23 protein-coding genes are annotated in these 26,032 nt (G+C 33.0%); 21 read left to right on the plus strand and 2 right to left on the minus strand.

Going from position 1 to position 26,032, the window contains the following annotated elements; all coding sequences use genetic code 11:
* Positions 1-16: 16 nt before the first annotated feature.
* From purL to E0I61_RS10040, 12 genes are all read left to right on the plus strand, one after another.
* A complete protein-coding gene (gene purL / locus E0I61_RS09980) occupies positions 17-3,670 on the plus strand; it encodes a phosphoribosylformylglycinamidine synthase (protein WP_132071158.1) in 3,654 nt (1,217 codons plus the stop codon).
* 237 nt (positions 3,671-3,907) lie between these two features.
* A complete protein-coding gene (locus tag E0I61_RS09985; protein ID WP_132071161.1) occupies positions 3,908-4,411 on the plus strand; it encodes a DUF6882 domain-containing protein in 504 nt (167 codons plus the stop codon).
* 172 nt (positions 4,412-4,583) lie between these two features.
* The gene (locus E0I61_RS09990; protein WP_131994934.1) at positions 4,584-5,459 is read left to right on the plus strand and encodes a hypothetical protein; all 876 of its coding nucleotides are present in this window, start codon (positions 4,584-4,586) and stop codon (positions 5,457-5,459) included.
* A 208-nt stretch (positions 5,460-5,667) separates the two neighbouring features.
* Positions 5,668-6,807, plus strand: coding sequence for a helix-turn-helix domain-containing protein (locus tag E0I61_RS09995; RefSeq protein WP_131994931.1), 1,140 nt, complete (start codon positions 5,668-5,670; stop codon positions 6,805-6,807).
* Positions 6,808-6,958: 151 nt separating this feature from the next.
* Positions 6,959-8,425, plus strand: coding sequence for a serine hydrolase domain-containing protein (locus E0I61_RS10000; RefSeq protein WP_131994928.1), 1,467 nt, complete (start codon positions 6,959-6,961; stop codon positions 8,423-8,425).
* Between the two features lie 815 nt (positions 8,426-9,240).
* Positions 9,241-9,807 (plus strand): hypothetical protein, encoded by a 567-nt coding sequence (locus tag E0I61_RS10010; protein ID WP_131994925.1) that lies wholly within the window; start codon positions 9,241-9,243, stop codon positions 9,805-9,807.
* Between the two features lie 515 nt (positions 9,808-10,322).
* A complete protein-coding gene (locus E0I61_RS10015) occupies positions 10,323-11,330 on the plus strand; it encodes a helix-turn-helix domain-containing protein (RefSeq protein WP_235832102.1) in 1,008 nt (335 codons plus the stop codon).
* Positions 11,331-11,486: 156 nt separating this feature from the next.
* Entirely contained in the window at positions 11,487-12,602 is a 1,116-nt protein-coding gene (locus E0I61_RS10020; RefSeq protein WP_132071165.1) for an alpha/beta hydrolase family protein, read from the plus strand.
* Positions 12,603-12,829: 227 nt separating this feature from the next.
* Positions 12,830-13,087 (plus strand): two-component regulator propeller domain-containing protein, encoded by a 258-nt coding sequence (locus E0I61_RS10025; protein ID WP_132071167.1) that lies wholly within the window; start codon positions 12,830-12,832, stop codon positions 13,085-13,087.
* A gap of 42 nt (positions 13,088-13,129) precedes the next feature.
* Positions 13,130-13,372, plus strand: coding sequence for a two-component regulator propeller domain-containing protein (locus E0I61_RS10030; protein WP_132071169.1), 243 nt, complete (start codon positions 13,130-13,132; stop codon positions 13,370-13,372).
* Between the two features lie 117 nt (positions 13,373-13,489).
* Positions 13,490-14,068, plus strand: a complete 579-nt coding sequence (locus E0I61_RS10035) for a hypothetical protein (protein ID WP_205728755.1) — start codon at positions 13,490-13,492, stop codon at positions 14,066-14,068.
* 110 nt (positions 14,069-14,178) lie between these two features.
* Positions 14,179-14,706 (plus strand): DinB family protein, encoded by a 528-nt coding sequence (locus E0I61_RS10040; protein ID WP_132071171.1) that lies wholly within the window; start codon positions 14,179-14,181, stop codon positions 14,704-14,706.
* 447 nt (positions 14,707-15,153) lie between these two features.
* Here E0I61_RS10040 and E0I61_RS10045 read toward each other — a convergent pair whose 3' ends face one another.
* A complete protein-coding gene (locus E0I61_RS10045) occupies positions 15,154-16,872 on the minus strand; it encodes an adenylate/guanylate cyclase domain-containing protein (RefSeq protein WP_235832103.1) in 1,719 nt (572 codons plus the stop codon).
* A 101-nt stretch (positions 16,873-16,973) separates the two neighbouring features.
* Complete coding sequence (locus E0I61_RS10050) at positions 16,974-17,417, minus strand: hypothetical protein (RefSeq protein WP_131994901.1); 444 nt, start codon at positions 17,415-17,417, stop codon at positions 16,974-16,976.
* A 175-nt stretch (positions 17,418-17,592) separates the two neighbouring features.
* Here E0I61_RS10050 and E0I61_RS10055 point away from each other — a divergent pair, with 175 nt between their 5' ends.
* The 9 genes from E0I61_RS10055 (at position 17,593) to E0I61_RS10095 (ending at position 26,032) form a co-directional block, all read left to right on the plus strand.
* The gene (locus E0I61_RS10055) at positions 17,593-18,480 is read left to right on the plus strand and encodes a YitT family protein (protein WP_132071175.1); all 888 of its coding nucleotides are present in this window, start codon (positions 17,593-17,595) and stop codon (positions 18,478-18,480) included.
* Between the two features lie 87 nt (positions 18,481-18,567).
* On the plus strand, positions 18,568-19,152 hold the full coding sequence (locus E0I61_RS10060; protein WP_132071177.1) for an HD domain-containing protein: 585 nt from the start codon (positions 18,568-18,570) through the stop codon (positions 19,150-19,152).
* 220 nt (positions 19,153-19,372) lie between these two features.
* On the plus strand, positions 19,373-21,667 hold the full coding sequence (locus E0I61_RS10065) for a GH92 family glycosyl hydrolase (RefSeq protein WP_132071179.1): 2,295 nt from the start codon (positions 19,373-19,375) through the stop codon (positions 21,665-21,667).
* 365 nt (positions 21,668-22,032) lie between these two features.
* The gene (locus tag E0I61_RS10070; protein ID WP_132071181.1) at positions 22,033-22,794 is read left to right on the plus strand and encodes a LuxR C-terminal-related transcriptional regulator; all 762 of its coding nucleotides are present in this window, start codon (positions 22,033-22,035) and stop codon (positions 22,792-22,794) included.
* An 81-nt stretch (positions 22,795-22,875) separates the two neighbouring features.
* The gene (locus tag E0I61_RS10075) at positions 22,876-23,961 is read left to right on the plus strand and encodes an outer membrane protein assembly factor BamB family protein (RefSeq protein WP_132071183.1); all 1,086 of its coding nucleotides are present in this window, start codon (positions 22,876-22,878) and stop codon (positions 23,959-23,961) included.
* A gap of 33 nt (positions 23,962-23,994) precedes the next feature.
* On the plus strand, positions 23,995-24,405 hold the full coding sequence (locus tag E0I61_RS10080) for a hypothetical protein (protein ID WP_132071185.1): 411 nt from the start codon (positions 23,995-23,997) through the stop codon (positions 24,403-24,405).
* A 9-nt stretch (positions 24,406-24,414) separates the two neighbouring features.
* Positions 24,415-24,810, plus strand: a complete 396-nt coding sequence (locus E0I61_RS10085; protein ID WP_132071187.1) for a hypothetical protein — start codon at positions 24,415-24,417, stop codon at positions 24,808-24,810.
* Positions 24,811-24,923: 113 nt separating this feature from the next.
* The gene (locus tag E0I61_RS10090; protein ID WP_131994874.1) at positions 24,924-25,295 is read left to right on the plus strand and encodes a hypothetical protein; all 372 of its coding nucleotides are present in this window, start codon (positions 24,924-24,926) and stop codon (positions 25,293-25,295) included.
* Between the two features lie 218 nt (positions 25,296-25,513).
* On the plus strand, positions 25,514-26,032 hold the full coding sequence (locus E0I61_RS10095; protein WP_131994871.1) for a hypothetical protein: 519 nt from the start codon (positions 25,514-25,516) through the stop codon (positions 26,030-26,032).

The following is a 26,032-nucleotide window of genomic DNA, read 5'->3' on the forward strand; positions in this document are numbered from 1 at the left end:
AACAAACTACATAACAATGATCCATTTCTTTGAAAACCAAAGCAAAACTGTTTTTGCAGTACAAACGCAAAACGAAATTTCGGCTCAAGACATTTCAAAACTTAACTGGCTTTTTGCCGATTCAAATAAAATAGAAAAATCCGTTCTGACGGATTTTTTTGTTGGTCCTCGCGCCACAATGATAACGCCTTGGAGCACGAATGCCGTTGAGATCACCCAAAACATGGGGATTACAGGAATCATTCGAATCGAAGAATTTCAGAAAGCAACAGCTGATTTTTCTGATTTTGACCCCATGCTTTCGCAAAAATATGCCGAGCTAAATCAAGATATTTTCACTATCAACGTACTTCCGGAAGCTATTTTGGATATCGATGATATTGCAACCTATAACCAAAAAGAAGGGTTGTCTTTAAGTCCCGATGAAGTAGAATATTTGGATAACTTAGCGATTAAATTAGGACGAAAACTAACGGATTCTGAAATTTTCGGTTTCTCACAAGCCAATTCAGAACACTGTCGTCACAAGATTTTTAACGGAAAATTTATAATTGATGGCGAAGAAAAGGAATCTTCTTTGTTCAAATTAATCAAGAAAACGTCCCAGGAAAACCCTAACGATATTGTTTCGGCTTATAAAGACAACGTTGCTTTTGTAAAAGGGCCACGTGTGCAACAATTTGCTCCAAAAAGCGCTGACAAACCTGATTTTTATGAAATAAAAGAATTTGATTCGGTTATTTCATTAAAAGCAGAAACACATAATTTCCCAACAACGGTAGAGCCTTTCAACGGAGCTGCAACGGGTTCTGGTGGAGAAATCCGGGATCGTTTAGCAGGTGGACAAGGTTCTTTGCCAATGGCAGGAACGGCAGTTTACATGACTTCTTACTCTCGTTTAGCCGAAAACAGACCATGGGAAAACGGTATGACCGAAAGAAAATGGTTGTATCAAACCCCAATGGATATTTTGATCAAAGCATCCAACGGAGCTTCTGATTTTGGAAATAAGTTTGGGCAACCGTTAATTACAGGTTCTATCCTGACTTTCGAACACGAAGAAGACGCGCGCAAGCTAGGTTTCGACAAAGTGATTATGCAAGCGGGTGGAATTGGTTACGGAAAATTAGATCAAGCGATTAAGAAAAAACCACAAACAGGCGATAAAATTGTTATCCTTGGGGGTGAAAATTATAGAATCGGAATGGGTGGAGCTGCAGTTTCTTCAGCAGATACCGGTGCTTTCAGTTCAGGAATTGAATTGAATGCCATCCAACGTTCGAACCCAGAAATGCAAAAACGTGCTGCCAATGCCATTCGTGGTTTGGTAGAAAGTGATATCAATCCAATTGTCTCTATTCACGATCACGGAGCGGGCGGACATTTAAACTGTCTTTCGGAATTAGTGGAAGATACCGGTGGATTAATTGATTTAGATAAATTGCCTGTGGGAGATCCTACCCTTTCGGCAAAAGAAATAATCGGGAACGAATCTCAAGAAAGAATGGGATTGGTTATCGCGAAGGAAAATATCGATTTATTACAAAAAATTGCCGACCGCGAGCGTTCCCCAATGTATCAAGTAGGTGACGTAACCGGAGACCACCGTTTTACTTTCGAATCAAAATCAACTGGTGCCAAACCAATGGATTTTGCCTTGGAAGACTTTTTTGGAAGTTCTCCAAAAGTGGTGATGACGGACAAAACAATCGAAAGAAACTATGCAGATTTAGACTATTCAGTAAAAAATATCTCCACGTATCTAGAGCAAGTGCTTCAACTGGAAGCAGTAGCTTGTAAAGACTGGTTAACAAACAAAGTAGACCGTTGTGTCGGTGGTAAAGTTGCCAAACAACAATGTGCCGGACCCTTGCAATTGCCATTGAATAATTGTGGTGTAATGGCCTTAGATTATCAAGGAATAGAAGGAGTTGCCACTTCGATTGGTCACTCTCCTGTTGCAGCATTAATTGATCCTGTTGCGGGAAGTAGAACAGCTATTGCAGAAGCATTGTCTAACATTGTTTGGGCGCCAATAAAAGATGGTTTAGATGGACTTTCATTGTCTGCCAACTGGATGTGGGCGTGTAAAAACGAAGGAGAAGATGCTCGTTTATACGCAGCAGTGCAAGGTTGTTCTGATTTTGCAATCGAATTGGGAATCAATATTCCAACCGGAAAAGATTCCCTTTCCATGAAACAAAAATATCCAAATGAAGAAGTAATTGCACCGGGAACGGTTATTATTTCAGCAGGTGGGAATTGCACTGACATTAGAAAAGTAGTAGAACCCGTTTTACAAAGAGATGGCGGTTCTATTTATTACATCAATTTGTCACAAGATGATTTCAAATTAGGTGGTTCTTCGTTTGCACAAACGTTGAACACCATTGGAAAAGAAGTGCCGACGATTAAAGACGCTGCATTTTTCAAAAGAGCCTTCAATACAATTCAAGAATTAATTTTAGATAATAATATCCTTGCAGGACATGACATTGGAAGTGGTGGATTGATTACTACTTTATTGGAAATGTGTTTTGCCGATGTGAATTTGGGAGCTAAAATAGATTTCTCTGTTTTCGAAGAAAAAGACATCATCAAATACCTTTTTGCTGAAAATATTGGAATTGTTTTCCAAGCAAAATCGGATGCTGAAGTGGAATCTAAATTAAACGCCAATACCGTTTCTTTCTACAAATTAGGATCAGCAACTACTGAAGCGACTTTAGATTTTGGTCCTTGTACATTAGACATTGCAAAATACAGAGATATTTGGTATAAAACATCATTTTTATTAGACCAAAAACAATCGAAGAACGGAACAGCACAGCAGCGTTTTGACAATTACAAAAACCAAGCGTTACACTATACTTTTCCAACACATTTTACAGGAAAAAAACCAGTTATCGATAATTCTAAACCAAGACCCAAAGCAGCTATTATCCGGGAAAAAGGAAGTAACTCAGAGCGTGAAATGGCAAATGCGATGTACTTAGCCGGTTTTGATGTAAAAGACGTTCACATGACCGATTTAATTTCAGGTCGTGAAACTTTAGAAGACATTCAGTTTATTGGTGCTGTGGGAGGATTCTCGAATTCAGATGTATTGGGTTCTGCCAAAGGTTGGGCTGGAGCTTTTTTATACAACGAAAAAGCAAAAACAGCTTTAGACAATTTCTTCAAAAGAGAAGATACGTTATCTGTTGGAATCTGTAACGGTTGTCAATTGTTTATGGAATTGGAAGTGATTAATCCGGAGCATGATGTACACGGAAAAATGCTGCACAACGAAAGTAACAAACACGAAAGTATTTTTACATCGGTAACCGTACAGGAAAACAATTCAGTGATGCTTTCTTCATTAGCAGGAAGTACACTTGGAGTTTGGGTTTCCCATGGTGAAGGGAAATTTAACTTACCAATGGGTGAAGAAAATTATAATATTGTTTCTAAATATGCCTATGAAGGCTATCCAGCTAATCCAAACGGTTCTCATTTTGACGTTGCGATGCTTTGCGACAAAACAGGACGTCACTTGGTTATGATGCCTCACATTGAGCGTTCTACGTTCCAATGGAACTGGGCACATTATCCAAAAGACCGAAACGATGAAGTTTCTCCTTGGCATGAAGCCTTTGTCAACGCCAGAAAATGGATGGATAAAAAATAATTTTTTGATTACTATATTGAAAGCGTTCCTGAAAAGGAGCGCTTTTTTTATGAAATTAATTTAAAAGCCTTTTTGATGATTTGTAAGATAATAATTAAAGTGTATATTTGAAAGTAATACGCTACGCAGTAGCGGCTATCCACCCAAAATAAGATGTATATGCGCTATTTTGTAGCGGCTATATACAAGTTACCAGCAATAATAGCTGAACTAAACTGCAAAAAGTATTCGAAAAATATGAGTATTGAAAATATAAATTTAGAAACGCCAAACAGAACTTCAGAATTTGAATCGCTTAGTAAAAAAGCTTATAAGTATTTAAACGAACAGCAAAAAATCGTTGAAGAAATTTTTGAAATTCATAGTTATGAAAATTGGTTTTACGACCAAGAAACTGGAATACTTACTTTTTCAAATTCAGCAACTAAAAATAAAATTGTAGAAATACAATACGAAGAAGTTGGAAGTATTTCTAAAGTTAGTGGAACTTGGCTTTGGAGTTGGGCAAACCCACATTTAGAGCCAAAAATAAAAACCGAAATTGAAGCTGTGAAAAGCTTTGGCGAAGTGAATAATTTAGAATCTTTAACAAAGAAAAAATGGTTTGGAGAAGAATATGATGGATGGGAAATGACCGCAATTTCAGCTTATTTAATGAAAGCAAAAGGAGCTTACAGATTACCATTAGAAAACACTTTTACATTTGTTATCTACAAAGAAATAAATGACCTGAGAAAATAAATACTGCTGGTAACAGCTACTACAACGGATTTGGCCAATTGGCTTGATGGAAAGTTGGTTTTGTATTTGGGATGATTTGGCAAATCCGAAAATAGGGCTTAATTTAGTCCCAAACCCGCTGTAATAGCTGGACGTTGTGCGCTATGATGCATGACGAATAAACAGTTATCAAATGACAGAATTTTTAGAATCTTTTTCTAACAGAGAAATATCCATTGTCTTTTGGACATTGTTAATTGTTGTTGCAATGTTTTTTGTGAATATTTCAGCTTCAACACATTTAATTAAATCTTTTTTTGCAAAACAACTAACATATATTTACTGTACAATGGCGCTATATTTAAGTGTTATTATATATTTCTTGTATTCAATAGGATTGTGGGAAACATCCTTATTTAAAGATTTTCTTTTTTGGCTTTTGACATCAGGATTTGTTATGCTTCTTAGTTTTAATAAGCTTAAAAGTAATAATGATTTTAAAAATATTCTTTTAAAACTACTCACAGTAAATATTATCTTGGAATTCATTGCAGGTAATTATAACTTTTCATTGATAAAAGAAATGTTATTAATCCCATTTGCAACACTTATTTCGATTTTAGTAATAGTAGCTCAACAGAAAAAAAATGAAAATGAAAAAGTAATAAAATTTTTAAATCTAATTTTATCTTACATTGGTTTTGCAATTTTTGGTTATGTACTATATAGACTAATCAAATCTCCATCAGAACTTTTCACAGTTAAAAATTTAAAGTCATTCTTCCTCTCTCCATTGTTAACAATCTTATTTATTCCATTTGTATTTTTGGTAGTCGCTTACTCAAAATATGAACAAATTTTTATGAACATTAACCGATATAAATTTTTAAGCAAGAACAGAAAATCTCAAATCAAGTTCGCGTTTTTGAAATCTGGCAACTTAAATTTGGAATATTTGAACAATGCTCACAACATAACTATTTGGAGAAAAGCTGAATTACAAAATGAAGAAAAGATAAAATCATATATCCGAAATGAAATTAAAAATGATGTAAAATTTAAAGGATGATAATCACAGCGCACAACAGCGGTTTAGCAAGATTTGGGTTTTAGGCATAATTTAGAAACGGTTTTGTATTTGGGATGATTTGCTTCGCCTGTTCGCTATCGCTCGGGTGGCAAATCCGAAGAATGAGTTTAATTTAGTCTCAAACCTGCTGGAGTACCAGAACGTGGCAATAATTATGAACCGCAATAATACGAAAAGAAGATAAAGAATGGATAAGATTAATTTATTAATTATTGTGACTGTAATCTCCTTGTTTATTTCATTTTTTCTTGCATTTTTTCTGGTGACAGTTAAAACAAAACACAAGATAAGTAATTCTCTTTTTGCTGTTTTTCTAATAATAACAGCAATAGATGTTAGTGAAACTCTATTTAACTTAATGGTTAATAGTCCTTCAAATCTGGGAATGCTAAGAAATATATTTGCTTTCTTACAAATTCCTGTTTTTTATCTCTATATATTATCTGTTTGTTATTCCGATTTTAAGCTTAAACCCAAATATATACTACATCTGCTTCCATTTTTAATTGCGAATGTAATTTTATTACCCCGTTTTTATACGGTAGATGTTGCTTCTAAAATTAATTTTATTAAAAATTATCAAAGTATGATAGAGCTACAGTTCAATCATATTCTCATACATATTCAAGTAGTTATCTATATTATTGCAGTTTTTATGGTATTAAGAAAAGCAAAAAAACTATATCTCGAAAATTATGCAGGTACAAGTATTAATTCCTATAATTGGTTGTTTCAGTTTACGGTTGTACTGACTATTTTATATTTGATTGCCCTTGTAAAAAACATTTTTAAATTTTCTGATTATCCATACATCTCTGAATGGATAAAAATTGGGCTCCTATCGTTTCAGCTACTAATTATTTGTTGGTACTTATTTAAAGCATTAAACAATCCCGGTTTGTTTAGAAATATCGATTCAAAATTAAAATTGGTTTCCGATATTATTTCTGAAGAAAAAAATGATGCGCCATTAGCTGTAAATGAAAAACAGTACAATGAAGAGTTATTGAAATTACAGCAGTATATGATTGAAGAAAAGCCCTTTCTTAATCCTTCCGTAACAATTCAAGATATTTCTAATGCTATTGAAATTCCTGTTCGAGACTTATCTCTTTTAATTAATCATAAATTAGAGCAGCATTTTTACGATTTCGTTAATACCTATCGTGTAGAGGATGCTATGGATATTTTAAAAGATGCTACAAAAAGTAAGGTAACTATTTTAGAAATTCTATACGATGTAGGTTTTAATTCGAAATCTTCTTTTAATACTGCTTTTAAAAAACACACAGGTAACACACCTACTGCATATCGTAATTCTTTGTAAAACAACATTTTGTAATTACTCGTACTTGTTTTTTTAACTACTCATACTTATTTTTCTAAACAAATGCGTTCGAATACTTGCATTCGGTCGTACAGCCTTTATTTCCTCCACATATTTGTATCGAAATAATTTTAATATAAAAAACGATACAATGAAAAGCATTATTTATTTACTAATTCTTATAGGAGTAATTTCGAGTTGTCAAACAAGCAATAAAATAGTGTCAAAAAAAAGAGACTATAGCTTTCTTACGGACAGTTTAAACATTGAACAACAATTAGAAAAATACAAACTTGCAGGATTTAGTCTTGTTGTTTTTGAAAACTACGAGATTGTCTATTCCAACCAATTTGGTGTGAAATCTATAAATTCAAAAGAAAAGATGGATGAAAACACTGCTTTTTCTACAGCATCAATTGCAAAACCAATAACGGCACTTCTTTGTCATATCTTTGAAGAGAAAGGATTAATTAATTTAGACGAGCCAATAGACAATTATCTAAAACGCTGGCATTTACCAAAAAGTAAGTTTACTGAAAATAATAGTCCAACTTGGAAACAATTCCTTAATCATACCGCCGGCACAACTCAAGATGGGTTTGCAGATCATTATGAAGGAGAAACGATTCCAACACTAAAACAAAGTCTTTTAGGACAGATACCCAGATACGATAAAGAAATTGATTTTTTGTTCACACCAGGAACCAATTGGCAATATAGCGGTGGTGGTTATGTAATTATACAAATGGCATTAGAAGACACTTTGAATAAACCTATTGCAGCACTTGCAGATGAATATATTTTTTCGCCCCTTGGCTTGAAAAATACAACAATGATACAACCTAATGAAAATGGATTTCTGACCAATGTTGCTTTGGTTCACGATGAAGATGGAAAAGTGATAAAAACAGGTTTGCCAATCACGCCACAAGTTGGACCATCTGGACTATGGTCTACACCGAGTGATTTAGCTAAAATTTCCATTGAGATACAAAATGCTTTACGCAATAAAAACAACAAAGTTATATCTCATAGTATTGCAAAAAAAGTAACGGAAGTTACCGCTTTAAAAAATGCTGTGGGTGGCTGGAGTTATGGATGGCAAAAGTCTTTTGGTTACAATAGCTATGATTGGTTTTCATGTAATGGTTCCAATACTGGAGTTGGTGGTAACATTTTGGCTACGATGACAGATGGTAACGGATTAGTATATCTTGCCAATGGAGAAAAACCGAATCGTTTTCCTGTGATGAACCATACTCGAAATAAAATTCTGGCAGTGATGAACTGGAACAAAACACCTAATGAAGACATTCAAGAAATACCTTTAAGTCTAAAAGAAAAACTAATTGGAACTTATGACGATTTCCTTTATGGGCAAGGAGTGCAAACCAAAATAGTAGAAAAGAATAACCGTCTCTATGTCGAATCTCCAATTTTGGAACATTTTAAAGGGAAAAATGATAATGAATTAGTCTATCTGAAAAATGGATCATTTAAAATTATAGATTATCCTAACTTGTTACAATTCCATTTCAGCAATGGAAAACTAAATTCTGTAATCTTAACAAGAGATAATCTGAATACTAAAGTCCAACTAATTGATAAAGAAAAATAACTATTGCCAACCGTCGTTTGGCAATATGGCGGGTTTAGGCTTAATTTAAAGATGGTTTTGTACTTGGAGAATCAGTGTTAAACCGAAAGTAAATCTTAATTTAGTACCCAACCTCTTGTAAAAAGGGACGTTTTAGCCAATTATCTACACAAAAATCGTTAAAAATAAATGAAGAATATACCAGAACTTCCAAAGTTTACTTTGTGGTTAGAATTCGAAGATGCTGATCCAAATACTTCGAATATAGAAAATGATTTCTGCAATATTCGGGTAAATTAGATGACGGAAGAGAATACGGAATCAATGTATGGACTTTTAAATTTTTAGAAACTGCAGTTAATTTTGCTAAAGAAAATGGAGAAAATCTCAGTGGAATGTATGAAATTCCTCCAGACTTATTTGTAAAAGAATTGACTAGAGAATGTATTGAAGACTTGTTAAAAATTGGTAAACTCGAAATTGTTTTGAATTCTAGCATTTATACGAAATAATTAATAGAACTGCCTATAACAGCAGTTTAGCACAATAGCTACTTTTGCCTTAAACCACAAGCCGATTTTCCGCTGGAAAATCTTATATTAGCAAGAGAATAATCGTTCCACAGAGCCGCTACTGCGCCAAGCAGCGGAACCTCAGCGGTCATTATAGGACGTTACTTAGAGATCGAACATACATTAGAAATGAAACAAATTAAACTGACGACTTTAACATTTGGACTTCTGCTTTTCGGTTGCAATGAAGACTATTAAAGTAATTTTGCTGCATAAACTTTAAAAGAAGATAAAACTATATTATTAACTAAACATACAAAAAATATGAAAAAAATCATATATGCGCTGATCTTACCGCTGGTTGTGGTAATCGGACTGGTATTTGCAAATCATGAAATTAAAAATGAAACTTCTAAAAAGTCAATCCCAAAGCATCTCTCTGCTGCTGAAAGGAAAGCTGTATTGAAAAAATGGGAGGCTACCCCTGATGGTATAATGTACAAAAAATGGGAAGCATCTCCTGCAGGTAAAAAAGTGCATGCCGGTACTGCTAAAATAAGGAAGTCCATTAGGGATTATACCAATATGGAGGGAGTTGTAACCTCTCTTTCTCTTCCGCCAGGCTCAAGATTAGGTTTCGGAGTGATGGTAAGGATTAATGGTGACGATTATATTCTTGCTTTTGGACCAGAAAAGTCTGGCAAGAATGTTTTGAATTTTAACAATGAATTTGAGCAATTACATAGCCTGAAAGTTAACGACAAAATAATTATAAGAAGCCATAGTGTATCGCAGGCGCCCAAGTATTCATATCCAATAGTAGCAGGCGACTATGTAGAACGAGATAGTAAAATAATTTATAAACGTGCACCTCGCAAAGGCGGTTGCTAAGTAAATAAATTATGAAATACATTCACATATATGCTTTGTTGACCATCACGGACTTTAAAAGTAAAGAGGGAGATAATTAGCTACTGCGTGAGAAGCGAGAAAAAACAACGAACCGCCAACAGCCGTTTCTCGCAATTGCGAATTTTGTGGTAAATTCACGTTCAGTTTCCGCATTAATTTTTATCTTAGTAGAAAGTCCGCAGTTCCGCAGCCGCAACTGACCAGAAGCGGCGGAACGTTGTAGGCAGTGCGAAATGAGAGGAATAACTAATTTTGATTAATAAAACAATAAACTTATTTATAATAGTTACTGATATTCAATAATGATGAAATTAAACAATTTTCGAATTTTATTATAGATTGTAATGATAGCAAAAAAAAACTAAATGGATAAACCCATCTTTTTAAATAGTATTAGTTCAATTACTATTTTTATAATGTTACTTCTTGCATTTTTTTTGTTAACAGTAAATACAAAAAATAAACTTTCAAATAGACTTTTTGCAAGTTTTCTTATGATTACGGCATTCGATTTGAGTAGTTTTTTTACCGATAAATATTATGAGACCAATTTAAATTTTGAGATTTTTAGAATGACAATTAGTTTGCTAATTATGCCTATATTCTATTTGTATGTAAAAGCAGTTTGTCATTCAGATTTTCGATTAAAACCAAAACATTTAACACTAATAATTCCGTTTGTAATTACAACTTTAGTGTTTATTCCACGGTTTTATTTAGCAACCACTATAGAAAGCATTTACATTTATGAGCATTTTAAGCAAATGTTAGAAGTACGCTTTTTTTATATTCTAGCTGAGCTACAATATGCTTTTTATATTGTTTTGGTTTTTATAATTTTAAAAAAATACAAAGAAATTTACTTAGAGAATTATACCAATACGAATAACTCATCGTACAAATGGTTGTTTCAAATGACTGTGTTTTTTCTAATTGCTCATTGTATTGTTTTCTTTAAATCGTTTATAAGATATACTGATTATAATGCCTTTCTTAACACATCAAATGTAATTATTGGAACGATTGCACTAATTATAAGTTGTTGGTTTGTATTAAAAGCCTTAAACAACCCTGGCCTTTTTAAAGGTGTTGATTCAAATATGCTATTGGTAAATGAAGCAGTTATTTCAACAGAAAAAGAATCATTTCAGGCTCCAAAATCGACAGAAATCGCTTCGCAAATCGAACTTTTAGAAAAATATGTTTTAGAAAACGAACCTTATCTCGAACCATCATTAACGATACAAGAATTATCTAAACAAGTTAATATGCCTGTTCGTGATTTATCTATTTTGATTAATCATCATATAAACCAACATTTTTTTGATTTTATAAATGAATATCGAATACAAAAAGCAATGCAAATTTTAAAAAACCCTTCTAAAAGTAAGCTTACTATTTTAGAAATTCTTTATGAAGTAGGTTTTAATTCGAAATCATCTTTTAATACGGCTTTCAAAAAACACACCAATAAAACACCTACAGAATTCAGAAACTCCTAATTATAAAGGCTTTGTAAAAAGTCGAACGTTACTAAAATAAAGTCGAACCAATTTAATTACTTCAAATTGGTTCGACTTTATTCATTCGGTCGCCAACGTTAAACGTATCATGCAATTTTGCTTCAAATTAATACTAACAATTAAAAATTTGAAATTATGAAAATTACATCCTTATTTATTTTATTCTTATTCCCTTTTTTATGTTTGGCACAATTAAAAGAAACCGCAAAAGACAGTAATACTCACTTGGCATTTGGAAATGCACAAACTAAAATTACCCTAAATGATTCCGCCCTAAAAAATCAAATATTTGAAGAAAAATACGTTGTAATAAATGGTATTGAACAATGGGTTACAATAAAAGGAAATAGTTCAAAACCTATTATATTGTTTATTCACGGAGGACCAGGTAGCCCAATAAGTCCTTACATTGACGTTTTATATAAAGATTTAGAAAAGGATTTTATTATAGTTCAATGGGATCAACGAGGAACTGGAAGAACTTATGGACGCAACACGCCTCCTGAGGAATTAACTCCTGAATATTTAAAAGCAAATCCTTTAACACTGGAACAAATGACTAGCGACGGAGTTGAGGTGTCAAAATATCTTTTGGAATATTTAGGAAAACAAAAAATGATACTTTCTGGTACATCTTGGGGTTCAGCACTTGGAGTAAAAATAGCTACAAAACGACCAGACCTTTTTTATGCTTATGTTGGACATTCTCAAATTGTTAATCCTACTATTGATATAGAAGCTTACACTAAAATTTATAAAATGGCCGAGGGCAAAAATGACAAAGAGGCTCTGGAAATATTAAATTCTATAGGTAAACCTCCTTATAGCAGCGCAAAAAATGTAGGCTTGTTATTTAGAATTGTAAAAAAATATGAAAGAGCAAATTCAACACCTGCTCCAGAGAATTGGTTTCAACTTTCTCCTGCTTACGATAACAACACAGATAATAAAAACAGAGAAGATGGAGACGACTATTCGTTTGTAAATTTTGTTGGAGATGATAAATTGGGAGTGCAATCTATGACTGCAACCATTAACTTAATGAGAGATAATTTAGATTTTAAAATTCCTGTATATTTAATACAGGGTAATGAAGATATTTTGACACCAAAAGAAAATTCAAAAAAATATTTCGATGAAATTAAAGCACCTAAAAAAGAATATTATTTGTTACCAAAAGCAGCTCATGGTTTTAATAAATCTGTTGTAGAAACACAATATAAAATATTTAGAAGCATAAAAACTTTGTAAATTAAAAACCGAAAAAAATCAAGTACTGACTACAACGGCCGTTTGGGGAAAATGGGGTTTTAGGCTTAATTTGGAAATTGGTTTGTATTTGTAAGAATTTGGTTGAACCGAAAAATAACGCTAATTTAGTCCCAAGCCACTTGTAACATCAAGACGTTAGCTCAAACCATTGACGACAGCGTGTAAACTCAAAACGACTTAAAAATACTAACAGAAATAATTTGACAATGTATAATCTTAAAAATTCAATCTTCTCTTTACTGTTAGCGTCTATAATTTTTACATCTTGTAACGGACAGACAAAAACAAATCAACCAAATAATACCATAGTTGAACAACAATCATTTACAAGTAAAAATACAAAGCTGACAAAAACGCAAGGCACAACAGAACATCAAAACGTACATTGTAGCCTACAAGACAAAAATGGCAACCTTTGGTTTGGCACAACAGGCGAAGGTGTTTATCGCTTTGATGGAAAATAATTTACCCAGTTTACAGAAAAGGTTGGAATTGGAAATCCTATTTTGGCAGATAAATTAGGCAATATTTGGTTTACTGGAGAAGAAAAAATCTTAACAGTAGAAAGTGAAAGAGGAATTTGGTGCTACGATGGAAAGACATTTAAAAACTATAACACTAATGACGGTTTGAGTAAATATTTTGTTTGTAGTATGCTTGCAGACAGCAACGGCAACATTTGGATTGGAACACGAAACTGTGGACTATATCGCTATGATGGAAAAATATTTACTACTTTCTCGCAATAGACCAAAACGACCTAAAAATATGGCAGCCGCTAACAAGGGGTTTCCGATAGCGGGGGTTTCCGTGTTTCGCAGACACATTTGTAGTAGGTGGAAGTTCAGTGCTCCGAATGAAGTTTAGTGCTAAAACACCCCGCCATCGCACCCCCCCGGACCGTTGGTGGTCAGGTAAACAGAACTCAACAATTTAATCAAGTAACATCAATGGGACAATACAAAGCAAACTCAACAAATTCTCAAAATTTCAATTTAACTTTTGATAATCAAAAAATTGGAGAATTAATTTATAAAAAATGGTGTTCTTTCAACGCTGAAATTCTAATGTCTGACGGTACAAAATATCAACTTGAACCCAAAGGATTTTGGGACTCTAAAATCGAATTGAAAGACGACACAAAAACTTTACTAGAATTTAAAATGGGTTGGAAAGGAATAATTATCAAATCCTTTTTCGACAACACAGAAGATACTTTTTTACTGAAACTGAACGGACTTTTGAGTAGTAAGTTTGTTCTAATTGACACAGAAAAAAATGAGTTACTGGTCGCTGAAACTGATTTTAAATGGGATAAACTTAACTATGACTATAATATTGAAACAACCAAAAATTTTGACAACTTTGATAAAAAGGAATTATTATTACTTACAATATTGCACTGCATAAATTACTATATGACAATTATTGTGTCAGCAGGATAAACAGAAAAATAAAACTTAATTTAGTCCCGAACTTCTTGTAGCAAGGCAGCGTTGTGCGTCATTTGAAGAAATATGAAGATTTGAATAACTTAGACATTCTATGTAAAAAAATGAGAATAATTGCCAAAGCAAAAAAAGATGACTACCCTGAATATGCTGAAATGTATATGAAATTATTACCTGACGACGGTTTGATTTTAAATCATCTTAAGGACAACTTTTTAATGGTAAAAAAATTAATATATTCTTTACCAGAAGAAAAATTATTTTATCGTTATGAAAAAGGAAAATGGAGTATAAAAGAAATATTAGTTCATATAATTGATGACGAACGTATTTTCTCATACAGAGCTCTAAGATTTGCACGAAATGAAAAATTAAATTTAATTGGATTTGACCAAGACTCTTATGCCACTTATTCAGAAGCCGACAAAAGAAATTTGGACACTATTTTTGAAGAATATGAGGCGGTAAGAAATTCTACAATTGCCCTTTTTAATGGTCTTCCTGAAGAATCATTTGACAGGATGGGGCACGGAACAGGAACAGGAAATGACGCAACAGTTAGAGCATTGGCTTATCACATCGCTGGACATGAACTTCATCATATAAACTTTGTCAAAGAAAAATATCTATAAAGAAAACAACGAACGCACAAAAACGGTTTGCATCAATGGCTTAATTCTGTTATTCTTTAGAAAATACTCTACTATTACTCACCAAGCGTAATACTGTTGTGTGCCATTTTGAATAACGCCAAATATCACAGAATTGCATTACGTACCCACAAAGTCAAGAAAATTTATTGTGAAGGAATGTGTTAGCGGCTCGAATTGAAGTTGGCATTATTTTGATAAAACAACAAAATTCTGTTTAGGAATACCTTTTTATAAACTAATCAATGGGTATCAAACTCGTGTACCTTTTCGTTGGTCATAGACGGAAGGTTGGAAAACCTCTATGTATTTGATGCCATTGCGCCAACCTATCAAACTAGTAACAATACTACTAAACAGAATTTATATATTACAAAAATACGATATATTGAGTAACTGGATTTCTCACTTAAACAATCCCCCTTTACTTTATGCTGTAGGATTATTTACAAAATACATTTTCATCATCCCTCTATTTTTAACTTCAATTTCACCTCTATAATCACAATCAAAAGTGTCTTTAATCAATTCATACGTGTTTTCGGATACATTAATTTTCCCGGGCTCTGAATTAGATTCCATGCGGGAAGCAATATTTACGGTATCTCCCCAAATGTCATAAGCAAATTTTTTGGTTCCAACAACTCCAGCCACCACCGGACCGGAATTAATTCCGATGCGAATTTCAAAACGGGTATCATTTAGAGGATTATTATTTTTTGAGACTCTAACAAATGTGGCAATTTCAAAAGCGGCTTGTATCATTTTAAAAGCATGATCTTCTGTTGAAAAAGGCAAACCTCCCGCGCACATATAACAATCACCTACTGTTTTGATTTTTTCTAAGTTATACTTTTCCATAATTTCATCAAATTTAGAGAAATAGTAATCCACACTTTCTACCAATTTTTCTGGTGATAGTATTTCTGCGTACTGGGTAAATCCTTCAAAATCAGCAAATAAAACAGTGACCGATTCGAACTTTTTGGCTCGTACTTTACCATTTTGTTTTAACTCAAGAGCCGTTTCCTCAGGAAGAATATTAAGTAACAAGCTGTTTGACCGATTCTTTTCTTCTTCAATAATGACATTGGTTTTCTTTATAAATTTATAGCGCCTAAACATTCCAAAAGCGAGTAAAAAAACAAGTCCCGATGAAATAGCGGATGAGATGGCAATAATCTGTTGATTTTTTTTTCCTTGGTTGAGTAAATCGACTTCGGCCTGTTTCTGTGAAACTTCATAATCAGTTCGCAAATCTGCCATTTGCTGGACCGATTTAAGATTAGTAACGCTATCCCTATACGCTATATGGTTCTTATAATATTTAAAGGATTCAGCAGTATTCCCTATTTTTTGATGCAGTTCTGAAAGTTTCAGATTTGAGTTACTGATTTGGTCTTTCAATCCATATTTTTGAGCTAATTCAAGACTTCGCAGCGCATAGTTGAGCGCAGTAGTCTGATTATTTTGTTTCAAATAAATAGCTGACATGTAGGTCAGGTAATCTGAAATCGCATAATAATCCTTTAGTTCTTCCAGAATTTTTATGGATTTACTTATATATTTCATGGCTAAGACATCCTTTCCCTGCTCAGCATAGACCATTCCTATGTTTCCTAAGTTATAGGCAGTGCCAATTAAGTAATCGGCTTTCTTGAAAATTTCACCGGACTCTTTAAAATTCCTTAATGCTAAATCATATTTCTTATTTTTAAAATATTCATCTCCAGCATTTAATAAAGCTGACGCTAACCCTATGGAATTATCCGTTTTTCTTAATAATTTGATGGCTTTGTTGTAATATACATAGGCATTTTTAGAATTCCCCATAACCGAATATACATCGGCAATAGAGGAATATGTGGTTCCTTGACCAACACTATATTTTGCTTTGCTTGCTGCCGCTGCGCTTTTAAAAAAAGCATCTAAGGATTTATTCAAATCTCCTATAAGTCTGAGTTTATTTCCTTTTTGAAAATACCCTCTGTGCAGGTATAAATTGTTGTTTTCTAACTTTGACAACGTAATAAGTTCCTCAGCATATCTTAGCGATAATCGGAGATTATTCACTTCATTAAAAGATAAATTCCTAAGTAATTCTAATTTTTCAAAATTTTCAATATTCCCTTTCTGATAAATTTTCACAAGGCTGTCCGCGACTTTTTGCTCCTGGGATAAAATACTTAAGTGCACAAAAAAAACAAAAAGAGAGACTTTAAAAGAATATTTAAAACAACTTAATTCCATTATGGATTTATGGCTAATTTTGGATCAATACTAAACGCTTTATACGAATTACCAGAGTTATAAACACTAAAATTGATTGTGTAAATATCGGACTGGTTGACCAAATTAGGATCATTTTTGACATTTGCTGATGCGTTTCCAGATCTTCCACCAGTTCCATTAATGGTCGCATTGTCAAAAAAATTCACATCATTGGATTCGGGTTCGTAAACAATACTGTCGATTGCCACTGAATATCCTGAGTCATTTGAAACACCAACCCACCTTACATTATTATTAATAAATACATTTGATTGAAAATCCTCTAAAGTTCCATTTGGAGAACTTCCGGAATTATCATCCGATAATGCGCAACAACCATCAACTTGAGTTTGTGATGGAATATTCATTCCATAAAGGTTAGCGGTTTGAACAGTCAATGTGATTACTACAGGCTTTGCCATGATTACTATATTTAAAGGTTAATAAATTCTGATTCAGAAAACTATTAATTTAAAAATGGCTGGGGAAACCAAAGAATCGATATTTGAGGTAACAACCTAATTATTAGGTAAATATAATATTTATTTTTTAAAATAAAGTAGTATATTTAATGGATTTTAATCCAAATTCATTCCTATGAATATTGATCATCTACCGATTGACTGGAAAGAAATATTTCATCCAAAAAATATTATTTTAAATTTAGTGGGCGTAGTATTCATTACATTGGCATTAAAGGGATTCATGATACCCAATAAATTTTTGGATGGCGGTATTATCGGCATTTCGATACTTATCCATGAAATCACTCATCTGCCATTTGGAATTCTTGTCTTGGGCTTAAACATACCGTTCTTGCTTTTAGGGAAAAGGTTGCTGGGAAAAACATTTGCAATACAAAGTTTGATAACTTTTTTATTACTAGCCGCCAGTATGACTTTTATTCATATTGATGCTGTTACCACAGACCGACTTTTAATTGCCTTATTTGGCGGTTGCCTTATTGGTATCGGGATGGGTTTGTGCATTCGAAGCGGATCAACAGCTGACGGTGTAGAAATTTTGGCTTTATTAACTACCCGAAAAATCGGGCTCAATGTATCCGAAGTTATCTTTGGCATGAATACCCTATTGTTTTTGGCAGCTGCATGGTCTTTTGGTATTGGCACAGCATTGTATTCTATAGTCACTTATTTTTCAGCCATAAAATCACTCGATTATATAGCGCACGGCTTAGAACAATATACTTCCTTACATATCATTTCATCCAAAAGCGAAATTATTAAATCTTTAATTGTGAAAAAATTCGGAAAAGGAATCACAATAATTAAAGGGGAACGGGGTTATTTACCTGATACTTTCGATTTAAAAACAGACTGTGACATTATCGTCACTGTAGTAACGCGACTTGAATTGCTTAGAATCAAAGATGAGATAAGAAAATTAGACCCTAATGCTTTTATGTATATCCAATACATCAAAGAAGCCAGCGGCGGAATTTTAAGAAACAAACAAAAACACTAGTATCTAAAATCCATGAAATGAAAATCTCATAAAAGATAACTTCTCATGGCGTATACCCTATTTTTAAATTTAATTGTAGCTTAAAATATGAAAAACTGGAATCTTTTGTATACTGATGTCATGGATTGTTTAAAAACACAATTGTCTCCTTTTCTCATTTATCACCATTGGAAACACACGCAACATGTATTGGAAGCAGCAGAATATATTGCGCTGCAAGAAAATATAACTAAGAAAGATATTCTGCTCATTAAAACCGCAGCATTGTTTCATGATGCCGGATTTATCAATGGTACCAATGAAGGACATGAAGAAGAAAGCATTAGGTTTGCTGAAAAAAAGTTACCGGAATTTGGATACACCAAAAAAGAAATTGAAATCATTGCCGGCATGATCAGAGCCACTATAATACCGCAGCAACCAAAAACCAAACTAGAATGTATCCTTGCTGATGCCGATGTCGAATACTTGGGTACCGACAATTTTGAACGCATAGGAAATAAACTCTATCTGGAACTAAAACATTATAATCCAAATCTCAGCTTGGAGGATTGGAACGACATGCAAATTAATTTTCTTCAATCGCACTTTTATCATACCGACTATTGCATTCAAAATAGAACTGCAGTAAAAGAAAAAAATCTTAAGCTACTTATTAAACGAAAAAATTAGAAAAGGGCAAAAATTGACTTTGTTGGAGTTCCTAAATGAATGGCTGTAATTTTATTTTAAATGCATGTTTAAAAACAATTCTGAAAGAATCTTATCACTGGCTGACGAAGTTTTTGTTGTCAAAACTGTGCTAATATTTGCTTAAAAACTTACGATTAATTAGATTTGAATGCAATACTAAATTCGCAGAAACTTCCAAAACTAATTTAGCAGTTATTCCATGAAAAAAATATTCCTTTTTGCCCTACTCTACAGTTTTTATTTTACCCATGCACAGCAAAATTTAGTGAAATATGTTAAGCCAATCATTGGTACCGAAAAAATGGGACATACTTATCCAGGAGCTACAGTTCCTTTTGGAGCAGTACAACTAAGCCCGGAAACAGATACTATTTCATACGAACTTAATGGAAAATACAATGGAGAAGTGTATAAGTATTGCGCCGGCTATAAATATGAAGACAAGAATATTGTAGGTTTTAGCCATACCCATTTAAGCGGAACAGGGCATTCTGATCTTGGGGATTTTCTAATTATGCCAACACAAGGGAAATTACAATTGAATCCCGGAACCGCTGCAAATCCAAAAAGTGGGTATCGTTCAGCGTTTTCTCATGCTAACGAAAAAGCCGAAGCCGGTTATTATAAAGTCAAGCTGGATGATGATGGTATTTTAGCCGAAATGACTGCTACAACACGGGTTGGTATGCATCAATATACTTTTCCAAAATCGGATGAAAGTCACATTATTTTAGATTTAATGGCCGGAATTTATAATTACGATCAAAAAGACGTTTGGACCTATGTAAGAGTGATTAATGACACTTTGATTACTGGTTATCGACAAACGAATGGCTGGGCAAGAACCCGAACGGTTTATTTTGCCATGTCATTTTCGAAACCTTTCAAAGAATATGGTCAAAAGAATTATGATACTAAACAGCCTTATAGAGGATTTTGGGGCAAGTTCGACCAAAACAAAAATTTTCCTGAAATAGCCGGAAAAAAAATACGGATGTATTTTGATTTCAAAACAGAAGAAGCTGAAAAAATAAAAATAAAATTCTCTTTATCCTCGGTTAGCCAAGAAAATGCATTACAAAATATGCAGGCGGAAATTAAGGATTGGGATTTCGAAAAAGTAAAAAACCAAGCACAGGCAATTTGGAACAAAGAATTGAATAAAATTAATATCACTGCATCAGAAGATACTAAAGTGAATTTTTACACCGCCATGTATCATACTTTCATAAATCCAACGACTTACACGGATGTAAACGGGCAATATAAAGGGCTGGATCAAGGAATACATCAAGCTGACGGCTTTACCAATTACAGCACTTTTTCACTTTGGGATACCTATCGGGCATTGCATCCATTTTTCAATATAATCCAACCCTCACGTAATAATGATATGGTAAAGTCCATGCTGGCACATTACAATCAAAGTGCCTTGCACATGTTACCCATTTGGTCTCATTATTCCAATGATAACTGGTGCATGAGTGGCTATCATAGTGTTTCCGTGATTTCGGATGCGATTATAAAAGGAATTTACAATGGAGATGAAAACCAAGCTTTAGAAGCCTGTATCACAACAGCAAACCACCGCAATTATGAAGGTATTGGCAGTTATATTGATTTAGGTTACATTCCTGCCGAAAAAAGTGGTATTTCTGTTTCAAACACATTAGAATATGCTTACGACGATTGGTGTATTGCACAAATAGCCAAAAAATTAAACCGAACTGATGTATACAATGAATTTATAAAACGCTCCGAAAATTGGAAAAACAATTTTGATAAAACAACTGGTTTTATGCGTCCAAAATTGGCCGACGGAACGTTCAAAAAAGAATTTGACGCTTTAAGCACCCACGGACAAGGTTTCATAGAAGGTAATAGCTGGAACTACAGCTTTTTTGTACCGCAAGACCCAACTAAATTAGTGACTCAAATGGGAGGCAAAAAATCTTTTGCATCGCGCTTAGACACGCTGTTTTCAATGTATTTGCCAGATTCCTTTTTTGCAGAAACAGAAGATATCACCCGAGAAGGAATTATTGGTGGCTACGTTCATGGCAATGAGCCGGCGCATCATGTGGCTTATTTTTACAATTGGACTGACGAGCCTTGGAAAACCCAATCCCAAGTACGTAAAATTCTGAAAATGCAATACAAACCAACTCCCGATGGTTTAGGTGGAAACGATGATTGCGGACAAATGAGTGCTTGGTATCTTTTTTCCTCTTTAGGTTTCTATCCTGTAGCGCCTGGTTCTGATGAATATAGTTTAGGATCACCACTCGTAAATAATGCAACTCTAACTTTAGAAAACGGAAAAAACTTTACCATAGAAGCAATTAACCAAAGTGATAAAAATGTTTATGTACAAAAAGTGCTTCTTAATGGAAAGCCCTTAAACAGTTTATTTATAAAACATAGTGCTATCACTAATGGTTCGAAATTGACTTTTTATATGGGTTCAAAACCCAAAAAATATTTGATTAAATAGAACCATCTTACTTAATCCCATTGAAATACATTTAGTGATGTTGTCCCATATGGAGCATTCCACCTTCCAATGGAACCGAGCACATTATCCAAAATACAGAGACAATGAAGTTTCTCAGTGGCATGAAGCTTTTGTCAATGTCAGAAGATGGATGGACAAAAATTAATTAGATTGCTATAGATTTCATAAAAGCGTTCGCCTATGGTGAGCGCTTTTATTATTGATAAATAAAAATTAATATTGTTAAAATTTAAGAATTTTAGTATGTTTTTACATTTTTTTAACAAATTTTATTTGTTATTCATTGAATCATAAAAACTATTGTATTTTTAACAACGTTTCAAATTAAAAATACAATAGTTTTTATGATTCAAGAACTACAAAAACTTCATTCGGTTTGGATTGATACTCAAAAAAAAGCCAACGAAAACACTTTATTACCACAAATAAAGTTTGATGAAATTGCCAGTTCAATAATAAGTACTGGACCTTTCTATTTTTATATTATTGATTTTTATGATATGTCTTTATCAAACATTAGTCCAGCGATAGCTGACATTCATGGATTTAATCCAGACACTGTATGTTTTAATGATATTCTTGGAACGATACATCCTGATGATATTGACTTTATATCAAGAGCCGAAGCTTCAATACTTAATTTTTTTTATACGAATATAGGTCCGGAAAAATTGACTAACTATAAAATGAATTACAGTTTTAGAAGTCGAATGAAAAATGGGGAGTATTGCATGCTCAATCATCAAGCCATAATACTGACATTAGATCCAAAAGGCGGATTTGGAAAATCATTGAATATTCATACCAGAATTGATCATTTGACCAAAAACAATACCTATCAATATTCCATGATTGGGCTAAAAGGGGAACCTTCCTATATGAATATTGATATTTTTGAAGGTGAGCACTGTTTTTCAGAATTTTCAAAAAGAGAAATTGATATTATTAAGTTAATTGCAGAAGGTTTTGACAACAATAAAATTGCCAATGAACTTTTTATCAGTGTTGATACTGTAAAAACGCATCGCAAAAATATTTTAAAAAAATCCAACTCTAGAAATACTGCCCAATTAATTCGAAAAAGCACCTTACAAGGTTTATTATAAATTCATAAAAATACCCATTTATGGGTATTGTACTGCACTATATATTATTCGTATTTTGTTAACGTAATTAAACCAAAGTAAATGTATAACCAAAAAAACATTACACAAACAGTTAGCATACTAGTTTTTTGTGTTGGTTTATTATTAGGCAATATCGCTGTTGCACAAACCGAATTTTTCAATTCGAAAATCCCTTTTTCAGAAAATCAATTATCTAATTTTTATTCTTCCATTAGCATCGATAGTTCTCAAGTTTATCTTAATGCCAATGATTATAAAATTTATGCCTACGATAAAAAAACGGGGGCATTAAATTGGTCCTATTATGTGGCCAACAAATCGAATAATGCTCCAAAATTATATCAAGACAATGTTTTTATAGAAAAACATATTAGTGAATATGTAGATAAATGCATACAACTCAATGTCAAAACAGGTGATACGATTCAAACATTATCCATAGTGTCAATAAACACCCAACCCGTTTTCAAAGGTAATATAATGTATTGCACTGCTATTGATACAGAAACTGGTGGCATTGTTTTGGCGTATGATCTAAAAAAAAATGCAGTGATTTGGAAAAAATTTATAGCACATGGTGTTGACAAGCAACCCTATTATTTGAAAGATAAAATCATTGCCAATGCCGAAGAAAACAATTGGTTTGAGCTGAACTATAGCGGTAAGTTACTGGATACCAAATGCAAACACAAAGCAACCCTTTTTGCCGAAGACATAAAATGTATAAGAAATTTCAGGCATTTGATCCACAATCAAAAAGAACTGTCCGTAAGTTATTTTGACATAGACGAAGTTTTAAAATTAAAATACACCAAAGACAAGACAATTGTTTTAGGAGAAAACAAAATGCTAATTATTAACAACAAGAACAAAATAGAAAATGAAGTAAAACTGGAAGAAATCGTTCCACTTACTGAAAATCGAGTGAGTAATTATACTGAAATTCTAAAGGCAGAAGCGAATACTGTTTGGCTTATCTATTTAGACACTCTTGTCATTTATGATTTAAAAAAAAACAAAACGGTAAAAACTTTTGATTTAATCCAATGGAATGTACACCAAGCCATTTTAGAGGATAACAACTTATGGTTGATTTCAAGGAATGACGGGCAGTTGGTTAAGTTGGAATTGGATAATAGATATTGACTGAACAATATCTAACAATAAATTAAAATAATTATGAAAACAAAAAAAAAGTATTTGGCCCTTTTAGTATTCCTTATGGGAGTAATTAACATCAACAATCTCCAAGCTCAAACTTTCAAGGCCAAAGATATGGATGGGATGTGGGAACGTAACGATGGTGTGCGAATCAGTATTGATGGTACCGCTGTATTTGCCGAAGGTAGCAAAGCCTTGATATTTGCCGTAGGAAACAGTGGCTGGCCAACAAATTCTATTCAATATAATTTTAAGTTCAAAAACATTACACACAATGGAGACAATACCTGGAATGCAGGAAACCAGGCTTATTCAAAAGGAACAAGCACTTGGCAATCCTCAGGTAATGTAACCATGACGATGAATAAAGATAAATCTGCATTCAACTGTGGCGGTTTTACCTATTCACGTAAATCATTAATCCATTAATTTTAATCCATGAAAAAAGCAAACAAATTCCGAAATGCCTTTCTTATAGCCAGTTTTTGCTTACTGAGTCATATCACCTACGGACAAACTAATGATTTTTCAAAAATTGCAATCACACTCGAAAAAAATTTAGTTGGAAAACCTTTTCTTGGAGGAATGTATGATCCGCCATGTTATGATATGACTAAAATAGCGATCTCAGAAACTGGAGAAATAGCCATTTCAGGCAGTGAAAAAGGATGTAATGTGACTTTTTATATAAAAGACGCAACAATAAGATATGATAATGATTCCAGGATTCAAATCTATCAAGCTACACCTAGAATAGACATCACATTTTATTCAGAAAATGCGGCAACTGTTTATCAAGCATTAGAGGATTTAAAAAAAATATTGAATAAATAATTTTTTAAAAAAAATTAGTGTTGCAGCGATCCTACTCGTTATCTGTTCAGTAAACGTACAAAAGGGAGAAAGAAGACCCAGAGTATATTAAAATAATTAAATAAATTTTAAAAATGAAAAGACTATTATTATTACTAATCATTACTTTAACTAGTAACCTTTACTCACAGAACTTTGACTGTGATAAAAGAGGTGAATACCTTGACACAGAAGAAGCATCTCTAAAAGAACTGCATGATGCCCATAATAAAAGCTATGAAAAGGGTGCTAGTCTATTAAGTGAGGTTAATTCTATAACTAAGCAGCTTAGCAATATGCATACCGATAGCTATGGGTATCAGGATTTAAAGGATAGATATGAAAAAATTGGTAAAGCATATGACATAATCGTTGAACGCTCTAACACATTGCAAAAAGAGTTAACCGATAAAATTAGTAGATTTAATAAGGATGTAAAAGAATTTAATAAAAAATGCAAAGACTAAAATCACCTTTATCTATTGTAGTATTTTGTAACTCATATCTCCAGCACTGCAAAATGTATTCGGCTTGTGCTGTGCAAAGTCTCCCGACTTTGTGCTCGCATGAATTATGAATGAAATATAAGAGAAAACCTTTGATACTGGTGCAGATCTAACTATGAAGGTTTTTTAACCGCAGGAGGTTTGAGGGTAATAATTAATAATAACTATATAAAAAAAACATGAAAAACAGCAAGAACAAAAAAAAATATTGGTTTTTAGTTATCTTTTTTTGCATAGTAAACACGGCTAGTTATGCACAAATAAATTTCGAAGATAGAAACCTGGCAATACTGGAAAAAGTTGCATTTACCACTAGCTACAAAACTATTAAAGGTTTTATGAAGGAGAATAATTATTCTTTTCAAGAAGAGAATGAAAATGAAATAGAATTACCAAATGATGCGTTTTTAGAAGTTGTATATTTAGAATTTAAGGGGCCGATAGGAAATACTATTGCGGCATGTTATGATAAAAAAGACAAAGCTTTAATAGGTGTTTTTAATCAAATAGCTGCCATAAATACTGTTTTTTGTGAAATACAATTGAAAGATGAAAATTTTAAAATTATAGATGAAAGTGAGGATGGAAAACTATGGTCTAAAAGTTCCTATAAATATCAGATTGGAACTGATGGGTCAGATGAAAAAATACATCGCTTAATGTTTATCAGCCCAATCCACCCTGATTATATAAAATAG

Source organism: Flavobacterium ranwuense (genome assembly GCF_004349315.1).
Lineage (GTDB): Bacteria > Bacteroidota > Bacteroidia > Flavobacteriales > Flavobacteriaceae > Flavobacterium > Flavobacterium ranwuense.

Excerpts from the sequence above, each read along its gene's own strand:
- E0I61_RS10010 (WP_131994925.1), top strand. The coding sequence starts at position 9,241 with ATGAAAAAAATCATATATGCGCTGATCTTACCGCTGGTTGTGGTAATC.
- E0I61_RS10080 (WP_132071185.1), top strand. The coding sequence starts at position 23,995 with ATGAAAACAAAAAAAAAGTATTTGGCCCTTTTAGTATTCCTTATGGGA.
- E0I61_RS10000 (WP_131994928.1), top strand. The coding sequence starts at position 6,959 with ATGAAAAGCATTATTTATTTACTAATTCTTATAGGAGTAATTTCGAGT.
- E0I61_RS10095 (WP_131994871.1), top strand. The coding sequence starts at position 25,514 with ATGAAAAACAGCAAGAACAAAAAAAAATATTGGTTTTTAGTTATCTTT.
- E0I61_RS10025 (WP_132071167.1), top strand. The coding sequence starts at position 12,830 with ATGTATAATCTTAAAAATTCAATCTTCTCTTTACTGTTAGCGTCTATA.
- E0I61_RS10055 (WP_132071175.1), top strand. The coding sequence starts at position 17,593 with ATGAATATTGATCATCTACCGATTGACTGGAAAGAAATATTTCATCCA.
- E0I61_RS10065 (WP_132071179.1), top strand. The coding sequence starts at position 19,373 with ATGAAAAAAATATTCCTTTTTGCCCTACTCTACAGTTTTTATTTTACC.
- E0I61_RS10060 (WP_132071177.1), top strand. The coding sequence starts at position 18,568 with ATGAAAAACTGGAATCTTTTGTATACTGATGTCATGGATTGTTTAAAA.
- E0I61_RS10085 (WP_132071187.1), top strand. The coding sequence starts at position 24,415 with ATGAAAAAAGCAAACAAATTCCGAAATGCCTTTCTTATAGCCAGTTTT.
- E0I61_RS10020 (WP_132071165.1), top strand. The coding sequence starts at position 11,487 with ATGAAAATTACATCCTTATTTATTTTATTCTTATTCCCTTTTTTATGT.
- purL (WP_132071158.1), top strand. The coding sequence starts at position 17 with ATGATCCATTTCTTTGAAAACCAAAGCAAAACTGTTTTTGCAGTACAA.
- E0I61_RS09990 (WP_131994934.1), top strand. The coding sequence starts at position 4,584 with ATGACAGAATTTTTAGAATCTTTTTCTAACAGAGAAATATCCATTGTC.
- E0I61_RS10015 (WP_235832102.1), top strand. The coding sequence starts at position 10,323 with ATGATTACGGCATTCGATTTGAGTAGTTTTTTTACCGATAAATATTAT.
- E0I61_RS10070 (WP_132071181.1), top strand. The coding sequence starts at position 22,033 with ATGATTCAAGAACTACAAAAACTTCATTCGGTTTGGATTGATACTCAA.
- E0I61_RS10075 (WP_132071183.1), top strand. The coding sequence starts at position 22,876 with ATGTATAACCAAAAAAACATTACACAAACAGTTAGCATACTAGTTTTT.
- E0I61_RS10090 (WP_131994874.1), top strand. The coding sequence starts at position 24,924 with ATGAAAAGACTATTATTATTACTAATCATTACTTTAACTAGTAACCTT.
- E0I61_RS10050 (WP_131994901.1), bottom strand. The coding sequence starts at position 17,417 with ATGGCAAAGCCTGTAGTAATCACATTGACTGTTCAAACCGCTAACCTT.
- E0I61_RS09985 (WP_132071161.1), top strand. The coding sequence starts at position 3,908 with ATGAGTATTGAAAATATAAATTTAGAAACGCCAAACAGAACTTCAGAA.
- E0I61_RS10040 (WP_132071171.1), top strand. The coding sequence starts at position 14,179 with ATGAGAATAATTGCCAAAGCAAAAAAAGATGACTACCCTGAATATGCT.
- E0I61_RS09995 (WP_131994931.1), top strand. The coding sequence starts at position 5,668 with ATGGATAAGATTAATTTATTAATTATTGTGACTGTAATCTCCTTGTTT.